The organism is Scytonema sp. NUACC21, assembly GCF_054684315.1.
Genome location: NZ_BAAFZH010000013.1, coordinates 1 through 12,486 on the forward strand (window position 1 = coordinate 1; position 12,486 = coordinate 12,486).

The 12,486-nt window shown below is 43.6% G+C and carries 8 protein-coding genes and 10 pseudogenes; 14 read left to right on the top strand and 4 right to left on the bottom strand.

Annotation, left to right across the window (positions count from 1 at the left end; translation table 11 throughout):
* The 4 genes and pseudogenes from ACYRY3_RS00735 to ACYRY3_RS00750 form a co-directional block, all read left to right on the top strand.
* On the top strand, positions 1 to 425 hold a 425-nt coding region (locus ACYRY3_RS00735), incomplete at its 5' end, for a diacylglycerol kinase catalytic domain-containing protein (RefSeq protein WP_460199954.1).
* A 486-nt stretch (positions 426 to 911) separates the two neighbouring features.
* Positions 912 to 1,217: pseudogene (locus ACYRY3_RS00740) on the top strand (transporter substrate-binding protein); the annotation flags it as partial.
* A gap of 1,226 nt (positions 1,218 to 2,443) precedes the next feature.
* A pseudogene (gene glmS, locus ACYRY3_RS00745) lies at positions 2,444 to 3,673 on the top strand (glutamine--fructose-6-phosphate transaminase (isomerizing)); the annotation flags it as partial.
* Between the two features lie 58 nt (positions 3,674 to 3,731).
* Positions 3,732 to 4,592, top strand: coding sequence for an SGNH/GDSL hydrolase family protein (locus ACYRY3_RS00750; RefSeq protein ID WP_460199956.1), 861 nt, complete (start codon positions 3,732 to 3,734; stop codon positions 4,590 to 4,592).
* Positions 4,593 to 4,653: 61 nt separating this feature from the next.
* On the opposite strand, the gene ACYRY3_RS00755 is transcribed toward ACYRY3_RS00750, so the two are convergent.
* Entirely contained in the window at positions 4,654 to 4,839 is a 186-nt protein-coding gene (locus ACYRY3_RS00755) for a hypothetical protein (protein ID WP_460199964.1), read from the bottom strand.
* On the opposite strand from ACYRY3_RS00755, the gene ACYRY3_RS00760 reads away from it, so the two are divergent.
* Complete coding sequence (locus ACYRY3_RS00760; RefSeq protein WP_460199962.1) at positions 4,775 to 4,969, top strand: peptidoglycan-binding domain-containing protein; 195 nt, start codon at positions 4,775 to 4,777, stop codon at positions 4,967 to 4,969. The two genes, ACYRY3_RS00755 and ACYRY3_RS00760, sit on opposite strands and share 65 nt — an antisense overlap.
* Here the strand turns inward: ACYRY3_RS00760 and ACYRY3_RS00765 are convergent.
* Positions 4,965 to 5,708: pseudogene (locus ACYRY3_RS00765) on the bottom strand (GLPGLI family protein); the annotation flags it as partial. The gene ACYRY3_RS00760 and the pseudogene ACYRY3_RS00765 overlap by 5 nt on opposite strands.
* 91 nt (positions 5,709 to 5,799) lie before the next feature.
* Between ACYRY3_RS00765 and ACYRY3_RS00770 the strand changes: the two are divergent.
* Positions 5,800 to 6,108, top strand: a pseudogene (locus ACYRY3_RS00770) (DUF2851 family protein); the annotation flags it as partial.
* A 37-nt stretch (positions 6,109 to 6,145) separates the two neighbouring features.
* Here ACYRY3_RS00770 and ACYRY3_RS00775 read toward each other — a convergent pair.
* Positions 6,146 to 7,405: pseudogene (locus tag ACYRY3_RS00775) on the bottom strand (acyltransferase domain-containing protein); the annotation flags it as partial.
* 1 nt (position 7,406) lies between these two features.
* On the opposite strand from ACYRY3_RS00775, the pseudogene ACYRY3_RS00780 reads away from it, so the two are divergent.
* Positions 7,407 to 7,553 (top strand): annotated as a pseudogene (locus tag ACYRY3_RS00780) (RNA-guided endonuclease TnpB family protein); the annotation flags it as partial.
* A gap of 11 nt (positions 7,554 to 7,564) precedes the next feature.
* Here the strand turns inward: ACYRY3_RS00780 and ACYRY3_RS00785 are convergent.
* Entirely contained in the window at positions 7,565 to 8,263 is a 699-nt protein-coding gene (locus ACYRY3_RS00785) for a diacylglycerol/polyprenol kinase family protein (protein ID WP_460199958.1), read from the bottom strand.
* A gap of 71 nt (positions 8,264 to 8,334) precedes the next feature.
* Here ACYRY3_RS00785 and yidD point away from each other — a divergent pair, with 71 nt between their 5' ends.
* The 7 genes and pseudogenes from yidD (at position 8,335) to psb34 (ending at position 12,382) form a co-directional block, all read left to right on the top strand.
* Entirely contained in the window at positions 8,335 to 8,586 is a 252-nt protein-coding gene (gene yidD / locus ACYRY3_RS00790; RefSeq protein ID WP_460199963.1) for a membrane protein insertion efficiency factor YidD, read from the top strand.
* Between the two features lie 78 nt (positions 8,587 to 8,664).
* Positions 8,665 to 9,327: pseudogene (locus tag ACYRY3_RS00795) on the top strand (hypothetical protein); the annotation flags it as partial.
* A 174-nt stretch (positions 9,328 to 9,501) separates the two neighbouring features.
* Positions 9,502 to 9,927, top strand: a pseudogene (locus ACYRY3_RS00800) (alpha/beta fold hydrolase); the annotation flags it as partial.
* 57 nt (positions 9,928 to 9,984) lie between these two features.
* Positions 9,985 to 10,557, top strand: coding sequence for an AAA family ATPase (locus ACYRY3_RS00805; RefSeq protein WP_460199960.1), 573 nt, complete (start codon positions 9,985 to 9,987; stop codon positions 10,555 to 10,557).
* 45 nt (positions 10,558 to 10,602) lie between these two features.
* A pseudogene (locus ACYRY3_RS00810) lies at positions 10,603 to 11,205 on the top strand (1-deoxy-D-xylulose-5-phosphate reductoisomerase); the annotation flags it as partial.
* A 264-nt stretch (positions 11,206 to 11,469) separates the two neighbouring features.
* Positions 11,470 to 11,580: pseudogene (locus ACYRY3_RS00815) on the top strand (Red carotenoid-binding protein); the annotation flags it as partial.
* Between the two features lie 373 nt (positions 11,581 to 11,953).
* Complete coding sequence (gene psb34, locus ACYRY3_RS00820; RefSeq protein ID WP_460199961.1) at positions 11,954 to 12,382, top strand: photosystem II assembly protein Psb34; 429 nt, start codon at positions 11,954 to 11,956, stop codon at positions 12,380 to 12,382.
* Positions 12,383 to 12,486: the final 104 nt, after the last annotated feature.

Genomic DNA, 12,486 nt, shown 5'->3' on the forward strand with positions numbered 1-12,486 from the left:
AAATGGAAAGTGATGGTGAGATTGTGGATCAGTATCAGGGAGATGGGTTGATTATCTCTACACCCACTGGTTCAACAGGTTACACTGTTTCTGCCAACGGTCCGATCGTGCATGATGGAATGGAGGCGATTACCGTCACTCCTATTTGTCCCATGAGTCTTTCGAGTCGCCCCCTGATTTTACCCCCTGGTTCCGTTGTCAGCGTTTGGCCCTTAGGTGATTACGATTTAAGTACCAAACTGTGGACTGACGGGGTCTTAGGGACTTCAATTTGGCCCGGTCATCGTGTTGATATACGCATGGCAGATGCTCGGGTTAAGTTCATTATTTTACGCGAAAATAACTCCTACTACCAGACGTTGCGTGAAAAATTGCTGTGGGCAGGTACGCGAATTCACTACAGTAGTAACAACCAGGCAAATTAATTTTTTGCAACGTTATCGGTAATTCTTCTGAATTGTATCCAAAAGTTGCAATCTCATTTTGTAACTCATCTCACGTAGGGTGGGCACCGCCCACCTTATTAGTACCCTGTACTCATCTCACGTAGGGTGGGCACCGCCCACCTTATTAGCACCGCCCACCTTATACCGTTTCACGAAAAGGATGATACGAATAGATAGTGTAGAGACGCTTCAAACAGCGCGTCTTTACAGAATTTATATGTATCATGATTAACGTGAAATGGTATTATTAGTCTCCTGTACTCATCTCATGTAGGGTGGGCACCGCCCACCTTATTGGTATGTTGTACTAATGAAAAACGCTGTAATTTATTTTTAATAATTCTTAAAAAGTATCAAAATATACTTTTCTTTCGAGAAATATAACACTAAGATTTCAATTCGATGATTAATACTTTCAGCCGCATACATATTTAGCTGATTCATTTAAAGCAAAATAATTTAAATATGACAAGACAATTTAATCGACGTAAGTTTTTAGTTTACGGTTCTGCTTCCTTTGGTGCAAGTATTTTGTTAAAGGGTTGTACTAACAACTCTGCAACTAGTAGCACAGAAACTACAGCGCCTGGTGCTTCTCCTACTGCTGCCACAGTCAGTGCTTCTAATACTGGAAACACAATTAAAGTAGGAATTTTGCATTCTCTCAGCGGGACAATGGCAATTAGTGAAAAAAGTGTTGTAGATGCTGAGAAATTAGCAATTAAAGAAATTAACGCCGCTGGTGGTGTTTTAGGCAAACAAATTGAAGCAAAGGATTAGCTTACGCACAACAAAAACCGAATCTAATTGAGAAAGTAAGATCGCTTACCAAGCTAGTTATTTTTTTGCCCCCTAACCTAAAAAAACTAGCACTCTCAAAAGCGCTCTTCTTCGCTAGCGAGATTCAGGATCAGTATAATCGTGCCAATGCCCTAAGTAATTTAGTGGACAAACTGCCACCAGAGTTGTTACCAGGGGCTTTGACTGCGGCTAGAGGAATTAAGGATAAGCGTTATCGTGCCAGTGTTCTAAGCTTCTTCACCAACAAACTGCCAGAATTGTTAAGTGAGGCACTGGCTGCTGCTAGGGAAATTCAGGATAAGCGTTATCGTGCCAATGTCCTAAGCTTCTTAACCGACAAACTGCCAGAATTGTTAAGTGAGGCACTGGCTGCTGCTAAGGAGATTCAGGATGAGCATAATCGCGCATATGCCCTAATCCCTTTGGCTGAGAAACTGCCTCCGGAATTGTTAAGTGAGGCACTGGCTGCTGTGAGGCAGATTCAGGATGAGAGACATCGCGCATATGCTCTAAGTAATTTTGCTGCTCACCTGTCATCCGAATTACTACGAAAGACACTGGCTGCTGCTCTTGAGATTCAGAATGATGATGACTATCGCGACATTATTATAAGTAATTTATCTGAAAACTTGTCGTCAGAATTGTTAAGTGAGGCACTGGCTTCTGTGAGGCAGATTCAGGATGAGTATAATCGCGCCAATGCCCTAAGTAGTTTGGCTGAGAAACTGCCAGAATTGTTAAGTGAGGCACTGGCTGCTGCTAAGGAGATTCAGGATGAGTATAATCGCGCCGATGCCCTAATTCGTTTGGCTGAGAAACTGCCTCCGGAATTGTTAAGTGAGGCACTGGCTGCTACTAGGGAGATTCAGGATGAGTATAATCGCGCCAATGCCCTAAGTAGTTTGGCTGAGAAACTGCCACCGGAATTGTTAAGTGAGGCACTGGCTGCTGCTCTTGAGATTCAGGATGAGTATAATCGCACCAAAGCCCTAAGTAGTTTGGTTGAGAAACTGCCACCGGAATTGTTAAGTGAGGCACTGGCTGCTGCTAAGGAGATTCAGGATAAGTTTTATCACGCCGAATATAAGTTTTATCACGCCGAAGCCGTAAGTAGTTTGGTTGAGAAACTGCCACCGGAATTGTTAAGTGAGGCACTGGCTGCTGCTCTTGAGATTCAGGATGAGTATAATCGCACCATTGGCACTCAAGCGGCAACAGAAATTTTACTATCTGGGTTAGAGAAATTGGAGTATCGGGGATACGATTCTGCGGGAGTTGCCACAATATGGGAAGGTGAAGTTAATTGTATCCGGGCAAAAGGCAAGCTTTACAACCTGCGTTCCAAGCTAGAACAAGTAGAAACCCCCGCTCAAATTGGTATCGGTCACACCCGTTGGGCAACTCACGGCAAACCTGAAGAGTACAATGCCCATCCGCATATGGATACAGCAATGCGTGTGGCAGTGGTGCAGAATGGTATTGTAGAAAATTATCGCGAATTGCGGGAGCATTTAAAAGCACGGGGATGTCAGTTCCGTTCGGAAACGGATACAGAGGTTATTCCCCATCTCATTGCCCAATATCTGAAAGAACCTCCCACTCCGCCCCTCCCCTACTCGCCGTCTCCTTTCCTTGAAGCTGTTCGCCATGTTGTTAATAAACTGGAAGGGGCTTTTGCGATCGCAGTTGTTTGTGCTGATTATCCGGATGAACTCATAGTGGTTCGACAGCAAGCACCGTTGGTGATAGGTTTTGGTCAAGGGGAATTTTTCTGTGCTTCTGATACGCCAGCGATCGTTTCCCACACTCGTGCAGTGTTACCTCTAGAAAATGGAGAAATGGCACGCCTGACACCCTTAGGAGTAGAGATTTACAATTTTGCTGGTGAAAGGTTAAAGAAACAGCCCCGCTTGCTTAACTTGAATCCCACAATGGTAGAAAAGCAGGGATTCAAGCACTTCATGCTCAAGGAAATCTACGAGCAACCGGGAGTCGTCCGGGCTTGTTTGGAAGCTTATTTTAACGCAGATTGGAATGTCAATGATTCTACCCAATCTCCTGTTAATCTTGGTTTAGCTAAAGAACTTTACGCAGATTTAGAACAAATTCAGATTGTCGCTTGCGGAACCAGTTGGCATGCAGCATTGGTAGGGAAGCACTTGCTAGAACAAGTCGCAGGCATTGCCACTCAAGTGCATTACGCCTCGGAATATCGTTATGCACCATCACCAATGACAGCCAACACGTTAATTATCGGCGTAACCCAATCTGGAGAAACTGCTGATACACTTGCAGCCTTGGCGATGGAAAAAGAACGCCGCCAGGGTAAAGACACCAAGTATCAAGCCCGACTGTTAGGAATTACCAATCGCCCGGAAAGTAGCTTGGGTCACATGGTACCTCAAATTATCAATACTCTTGCAGGATAGCTATTCAGATAATGGGGCAGCACTTCGGATTACAACAGCAGCAGTTAACTCTGGGGTGCCTGGAGCATTTATATTCCCCCAAGTAGATGTGTATGACTCTGATGGTCGATGGACAAATAATCCCGGCTTAACATCAGTTGAGGTACTAGCAAAACAAAAAAATTTACAATTAACAGATTATGCTGTGGGTGGTGCAAAAAGCGGTAATGGCAATTTAAGTACTTGGCTTGATAAATATCAAAATACTGGTTTATTCGGTCAAATCGAAGAATATAAAGCAGAAGTTAATCGTGTGCCAGATTCTAAGGGATTATACTTTATTTTTATATCTACAAATGACTTATTAGAAAGGTTTTTTAATAATCAGACTGGTTCGGTCGATGTATTAGCTGATGCTGCTGTTAACAATATTGTTTCTGGAATATCACAACTTGCAGTGCTAGGTGCAGAACAGTTTTTTGTTGTAAATTCTACAGATTTAGCTGCATTACCACTTTTTGAGCAATACTCAGAAGAGGCAGCTAAGTTTAGAGATGTTATCAATAAAAGTCTTCCCGGTCAACTCGATACCCTGAATAAGCAATTAGGTGTCGAAGTTGCACTGTATGACCATGTTGCAATTAGCAACAAAATTCGCTCTACCCCAGCGACATTTGGTTTTACCAATATAAATGATGCCTGCAAACTTTTATACACCACTGGGGGGTTAGAGCCTGCTTGTTCAACACCTGATAATTATTATTACTTCGACGAGATTCATCCTACTCGTCGTGTACATCAAATCATTGGTGAAGATATGGCCAATTTCTTAGATATACAGAAAACACCAACTGTTCCTGAACCATCAAATGTTGTAGCTTTGATAGCTTGTATAAGTATAATAAGTTTACTACGGCGTAAAGTTCATAGTAGCTAAGGGTATCGCCGTGCCAAAGTAGGTTTCATTGTACGCGCTTGTCCCAAACTTATAGCGGTTCTCAGTTGGGTGCAATATAGTAACAGCTGTGCGTGAACCATCCAATGATGTCTTTTTTAGGAGCCGCAGGTGTGAGGTTAGGCAATCCAAGAGGGGCGATCGTTGATGGCATCTTTGGTGCAATCACAACGTCTGCGGTACGCGATCTCCAGCGACGATACAGAATCCCAGTTACAGGGCGAGTCAATCCAACCACTTGGGAAGTCCTGGATATGCACGAAAACCCCTATCGCTCCCCGCTTCCCTGGAAACAACAGAACAGACAGAGCCAGTGCGGTCATAAGCATCCCCATTGGATTGCTCGATTAGGTCAATAAAAACTTTACTGCCCGGTGTAATCACGGGGAAGGTTATTTTTCGAACGGCAATCGTACCATTGGCAAATCGTAGGATACTGTCGTTGGATTTGGCTTGGTCGGAGAAATTAATGATTTCTTTCTCAAAAACAGGAAGGGTAATAAAGCGACTTTTCCAAACCAAATCGCGGTAGGAAAGTAGGTCGACGCCATTTTTAGTGTCGGGAAGTACAACAGTAGTTTTTTGTTTTTCTTTTTCAACGGATAGTGCTGTAGTTACAAAATTTCCGTTGCGCACAATTTCAAGCACCATCCCGAGGTTTTGCCCCAAGACCGTCGGTGAGCCTTTAACCCCCAACGCATCGGTATACCAAAGTTCTAAGGTATTTGAGTTGATACTGGTAACGGCCTTTTTACATACATAGCCAAGAATGGTTTTGGTTTCCGAGGTGAATTCAAATTGTTGTTTCTCAAGACTCACACTGTCAATACTAACGACAAATCGTTGCGCATTCAATTGTGCTTTTTGAACCAATGCATTTCGTTTTCGGTCGACAAAAGTTTCCTCTCTCGGGTAACTGGCTTTTTGTTGTAACATTTGCACCGAACTGATTAAGGTCAAATGTGGTGTTGCCAACACGACCACAGGATCTTGATTGGGGATAATGGTTCCGTTGGATGATTTTTGATATGTGATTCGAAACGATTGAGCGGAAAGACATTGCAACGAAAGCAGTCCGATTAGCATCCATTTTTTCATACCTCTGTTTTTACAAAGATAAAAATTAGTCTTCGAATTGAATTTTTTTTATCTTCGTAGTATCTCCACCAAACCGAATTGTATAGGCCTTATGAAAGAAGATTTTCTACACTATGTGTGGCGTTTTACTTGTTTTGACGTTACCCAATTACAAACTACGACCGGCGAACCCATTATTCTCCATCGCACTGGTGATTACCTCCAAACGGAAGGACCTGATTTTTTTAATGCACAGCTGCAAATTGGTGCCCAAAAGTGGGTCGGGAATGTAGAGATTCATCTCCGTTCCTCCGATTGGTATGCCCATCATCACGAACGCGATTCCCGCTACGACAATGTTATTTTACATGTTGTGTGGGAACATGATACGCCTGTGTTTCGAAAAGACAATAGCGAACTCCAAGTTTTGGAGTTAAAAAGTCGTGTTGCTCCTGATTTGATCCATGAGCATGGGATGTGTGTAACAGCCGACATTCAATTCCTTGAGAGGATAATTGGTTTTGTAGTGCGGCGATCGCTTCGTTTGTACCAGACACTACGCAGGAAGACGGGCTGTTAATTGCTGCTATTTGTACAGATGTTTCATAGAACGTCTTTACATCCAACATCGATTGCACATCTTTTTCTAGAAGTGGAATTGCAAGCATACTCCCTGGGGGTAGTTGTTGCATCAGTTGTCCCCTTTTTGCCACAATCAATAAGGCATCTTCCAAGGAGAATACACCTGCAATGGTTGCTGCTACATATTCCCCAATACTATGACCGATCGTGGCTTCTGGACGTACTCCCCATTCCATGAGTAACTGAGCTAGGGCATACTCGATGACAAATAATGCTGGTTGTGTCAGGGCTGTTTGTTGTAATTGGGAAGACGCAGTTTCAATTTGTTGTTCGCTGGGATAAAGTAAGGAGCGGATATCAAGACCGAGGTGGGGCTGAAGAATGTTAGCACAAATATCTACGTGCTGTTTGAAGGTGGGTTCCACTTCATACAGTTCCTGCGCCATATTTACATATTGTGCCCCTTGTCCTGAAAACATAAAGATGACTGGACAATGGCTTAGTTTGCAGTGGTGACTAAAAATACGTTGTGGGTCTTGGCTGTTAAGCAATTTCACTGCATTATTTAGGTCGTGGCAAATCATGATGCGGCGATAGTCAAAAGCTCGACGACCTACTTGTAGGGTATGAGCGACATCTGGTAGGAGAATATCGGAGTTTTGTTGGAGGTGAGCAGATAAATTCGTTGTAGCAGCTTCTAGAGCTGTAGTTGTTTTAGCTGAGAGGAGTAACAATTGCCAAGGACGGGAAGCACTAGAGGGTTCAATAACTGGGGCTTCTTCCAAGATGACATGGGCATTGGTACCCCCTACACCAAAAGAACTGACACCTGCTCTTTTTGGAGTTCCGTTAGTTTTCCACTCCGATAATAAAGTATTAACGTAAAAAGGGCTATTGGCGAAATCTATCTCAGGATTAGGTTGTTCAAAGTGTAAGGTGGACGGAATCGTGTTATGTTTCAGCGCCATGACCGTTTTGATTAAACCAGTCACACCAGCCGCTACATTCAGATGTCCAACATTGGTCTTGACGGACCCAATGGCACAGAAACCATTCTTTTTGGTGCGGGCTTCAAACACCTTCTTGAGGGCACTAATTTCAATAGGGTCTCCCAACGCTGTACCGGTTCCGTGGGCAAATGCCAGCATCAATATCCTGAAATTGGGATTAAGTACCGTGGGGCACACGGGAACCTACGCTTGTGGAGATTTGCCCTCTTGGGCGATTGGGGCAACCCTGTCGTCTAATGGCGAGTCATTGAACCAAGAATCTCCGATTCTTTAGGGCGGAGAGTGTCAAAATCTTTGGTTTAAAAAGAAAGCTAATGCAGCGCTACCTAAAGGAACAGTCAAATTATCAATACCAAACAGCGAAAAAACTTCTAAGCTAGCAGCAACTAGGGCAACAGCCAAAGATAGCAACCAACTTTGCCAAATATTGCCTTGTACATAAAGTAAGATTGAAATACTAACAAGACAGCTCACAACAGCCATTGTCAGGGTGCCTTCCCAGCTTTTCTGTCTCCCAAAGATGTTGTATTTATGGCTGCCAAACCTTTGACCAATAAGTGCTGCTAGCCCATCACCCCACGTCATCACTAAAACTCCTAATACTGCATAGTGGGGTTGTTCGATCAACCAGAACCAAGCAATAAGAATACCAATACTGGCAGAATAGAAGAAAGTTCCCAGGCTTTTGCGTCCCACACTATCAATACCGGGGAGAATTGGAAATCGGTAGGATAATAAGGTGGTAGCACTTGCTAAAATCGAAGCGGCAATACCCACGTATGCAGGGATATTTAGCCACCATGCAAGTAATATTATATTCCCAGTACCGATATGTACGATCTTCCGCACGACTTCAGGATCTTTATTATCGCGGCTATTGACTTTCCACGCAACCAGAAGTATTGAGAATACCCAAATTGCAACAGCAGCAATTTGCAGCCAAATAGGGGGAATTGATTCTAAAGCAGGTAATGGATTCAGCAAAGATACAACAAGATGTAAAATTTTAACCCTTAATAACACTTTATTAGATTTGGACGCTAAAAATGAATTTCTTGAAATTAATATTGATTCTGCCGATTCGATTCTACCGAATGTTTATTTCACCAATGTTTCCTCCAACCTGCCGATTTCAACCGACGTGTTCAATGTACGCTATCCAAGCGATCGAACGATTTGGAGTATGGCGTGGCAGTTGGTTGGCAATTAGGCGTATTTTACGCTGCCATCCATTTCATCCAGGTGGCTACGATCCCGTACCAGAGGTCATGGGGCAAACGAGGGGCAGAGGGGACAAAGGGGATTAGGGGGATTAGGAAGACTGGGGAGACAAATGACCAATGACCAATGACCAATGACCAATGACAAATGACAAATGACCAACGTTTCCCCAGTTTTACGAGCAATTTGTTAGCAGTGAGATTCAGCTGCAAAATTTGCGGCTAGCCTACCGTCTGTATAAAACCAGACGCGCCGTTATTGAGCTGAAACCGGAAGGTAGCAAAAGTGCTTTACATTTTGCCTACCGCAATCAGTCTTTTCTTCTCAGCGATATTTTTGGTGTGCTGGCTGCTTACGGGCTAACTATCCACGGTCTGAGTCTTTACGGTCAAATTCGACCGCCAATGTTAGTTTTTATCAAACTGTTAGTCTCTCGGGGTAGCAAAGCTCTCACCGAGAAAACATCAGAAAATGTCTGCCGTGCCATTCGCGAAGCTTTAGGTGGGCGGTTTGAGGTAGAAGAAATGCTGGCGGTGGAATTCAATTTGGATACTGGTTTAGAGCAAGTACAAACTGAGTTCTATGTCGATCCGGTTTTTCATCTGCCTGCTTTAGTGATTGAAGCTGATAACCAACCCGGTTTGTTTTATAAAGTCATGTACGCTATTTGGCAGGAAGACCTTTTAGTCGTCAATGCCAATTTACTCGTTTGGCGCGGGCGCACCCGTCTGATTCTCTACTTACTCGGACCCAATGAAAGTTTGATCCCCGAATATTTGGGTCACAAAATTGCCGAAGGCGTGCGGCAAAGATTGATGGGGAGATAGGACGAGGGAGTGGGGGAGTGAGGGAGTGAGAAAGTGGGGGAGTGGGGGAGAGATAGATAACTGAGTAACAGTTTATTACGTTCAACTTCTCACACAACTAGTTCATTTTCTTTCCTTCCCTCCCTCCTTCCTCCCCCCTCCCCAACCCTCTTCTGGAACAGGTACCATAGAAATATGGCAACCATCGAAATTTTGGGCGTTCCACACGCATACGAGCTCACAGCTCCCACCTCCTACCCCCACACTCTTGTTTTTATCCACGGATGGCTCAATAGCCGTGGATACTGGCAACCTGTCATCTCTCGGTTGTCAGATGATTTTCAGTGCCTTTGTTACGATTTAAGAGGGTTTGGTGAATCCCAATCCAAGTTGAGGTCTGACAACACTCAAGATCCAGACCATTTCAGCTGGACTGTGAAATCCACTGGTGTCATTCCTAATCCCTTCGATTCTTTCTACACCCCAGCAGCTTATGCTCAGGATTTAATAGTTCTCTTGCAGCAACTCAATATTTCTAGTGCTTGGCTCATTGGTCACTCTTTGGGAGGCACCATTGCTCTTTGGACAGCATCTGAGATGCCTGTGTGTGTTAAAGGAGTTTCGCATTCCATCCTTTCACACGTAAGCTTGCAATTTCCAAATTCATAAGGAGGAAATATGGTGAGAATTATTGCTATTGTTGGTATGCCTGGATCGGGTAAAAGTGTGGTAGCTAGCTATCTAAAAAATCATGGCTTCCCCATAATTCGTTTTGGAGAGATTATCATCCAAGAAGTAGAAAAACGGGGACTACCAATCATTCCAAATAATGAGCAAATTATCAGAGAAGAATTGAGAACAAAACATGGCATGGATGTCTGTGCCCAGAAAGCATTACCACTTATCAAATCAAAGCTGTTAGACCATCAATTAGTAATTATTGATGGTCTCTATAGTTTTAGCGAGTATAAAACTCTAAAAAAGGAGTTTAATGATGAACTACTCGTTTTGGCAATTTTTACTCCCAAGGCTATAAGGTATGAACGTCTAACTTTAAGACAAGAAAGACCTTTAACAATTGTAGAAGCCCAGAGAAGAGATTTTCTGGAAATTGAGAGAATTGAAAAAGGCGGTCCAATTGCAATGGCTGACTTCACCATAATTAATGATGGCAGCCAATATCACTTACACAGAAAACTTGAAGAAATACTGGCAACATTGTTACCTGAAGTTGTTGCTGTGAGCCATTAGTTTTTAATAGCTAATAACTCCTAATCACTAACCACTAACACTGTCATGAAAGCAATTTCTATCCTTGGCTCAACAGGCTCTATCGGTACCCAAACACTAGATATTGTTGCTCAATACCCGAACCAGTTTCGGGTGGTGGGATTGGCAGCTGGGCGGAATGTAGAATTGCTGGCTGAACAAATCCGCACATACCAACCTCAGATTGCAGCTATTTGTGAAGTCGAGCAACTACCCGAACTACAAGCAGCAATAAGAGACGTCAATCCTCAACCAATTCTACTAGCAGGAGAAGCCGGGGTAATTGAGGTTGCCCGCTACGGCGATGCCGAAGTTGTAGTGACTGGCATTGTGGGTTGTGCAGGTTTGCTACCTACGATTGCTGCAATCAAAGCAGGTAAAGACATTGCTTTGGCTAACAAGGAAACCTTGATTGCTGGCGGACCCGTTGTCTTGCCCTTAGTTCAACAGCATCGAGTGAAGCTCTTACCCGCAGATTCAGAACATTCAGCAATTTTTCAATGTTTGCAAGGAGTGCCTGGTTCTGGGCTGCGGCGCATTCTGCTGACAGCCTCTGGCGGCGCTTTCCGCGATTTGCCCGTAGAAAAGTTATCACAAGTCACTGTGGCTGATGCTTTGAAGCATCCTAACGGCTATGCCCTGATTCAACAAGTGAAAAGCAAAGCACAAGAGCGAGGGCAAGTGGTGTTAGCCATTGCTGTGACAGGCTACGTCGATGAAAAGATGTGTGAACGGGCTTTGTCTGGTGGGTTTGACCTATGGTTTACCAAACCCCTAGATATTGATGAGTTCGTGGCTGTGCTTGCCTATTTAGCTATTTGCCAACAGTCCTCATATGCGATCGCGCAACGGATTTTAGGTCATGTTCCTAGACATGGTGATTTAAGTCTTGAACTAAATCTAGCATGGCGGTTCTTGCTCAATCCGTAAGGCAAAATTTTCTTTGTGGCAATTGACGTGCTGGCATCTCCCCAGGAACTACTTAAAATGGGCTTTAGCCAGTAGAACAGGTTTGGGGTAGGCAGTATCTGGGTGGGTCTAGAGGAGTAGAGTTGGTAAATATTCTATTAGAAAGGGGCTATTTAGGTAGCGAGCAACCCATTTGCAGCAGCATAACCCTTTGAACCCCTGAAACACGGGTTTTTTTTGTTTTTATCAAGCTCAATTATTAGCAATACTATTCGCTGAAGCTTGGGTGCAACATGGATTGAAGATTTATAGAGAAGACCCCATATTTAGTTGCAACACAATTTTTGGAACTTTTACAAAGGTAAAGATGTTTTTTAGCTAAAACGATAAAAATAATATCACAAGTATTTGAATTTTGTAAATAATTTGTTATAATAATTACATATAGCTTAAACACGAGGTCACGCCCATGCGCTACACCGATAGAGAAGGGACGACCCTAAACCTTGATGATTGTATGACTGCTGACAGCTTCTTTATGGAAGCGGAGGTGTACATCTGCGAACCATTGGAAATGCATTTCAATAAAGAAGGAGATTTAAAAGCAGGAAAGAAACCGAAGAAAGCAATTGCACATCTTCGTAGTGATGGCAGTGAACTGATCCCCGCTGAAGTTCAAGCGCGTAGGCACAGAGACGGCAGTCAATTGCTGAATATGCCTCTCGCAACTGGCTACACATTAGATGATGAGGGAATGATCAATAACTACGCAATTCAGCTTGGTATGTCCTTGGCAGAGTATCCCTCACCAGAACAGCAACAGCGCTACATCTTCCAAGGGGCAGTAGCTATCCTGTTTGTTGCTCTGACACTGATGACTGCATTTGCTGTCAGCTAGGTTTAACAATAGCTAGTGGTCTATCGCATTAATTTTGATGGGCTACAATATCCCGGACTTCTCCAGAAGCCTGGGATCTGACAACCACTAACGACTGAGAACTT

Excerpts from the sequence above, each read along its gene's own strand:
- psb34 (WP_460199961.1), top strand. The coding sequence starts at position 11,954 with ATGCGCTACACCGATAGAGAAGGGACGACCCTAAACCTTGATGATTGT.
- ACYRY3_RS00805 (WP_460199960.1), top strand. The coding sequence starts at position 9,985 with ATGGTGAGAATTATTGCTATTGTTGGTATGCCTGGATCGGGTAAAAGT.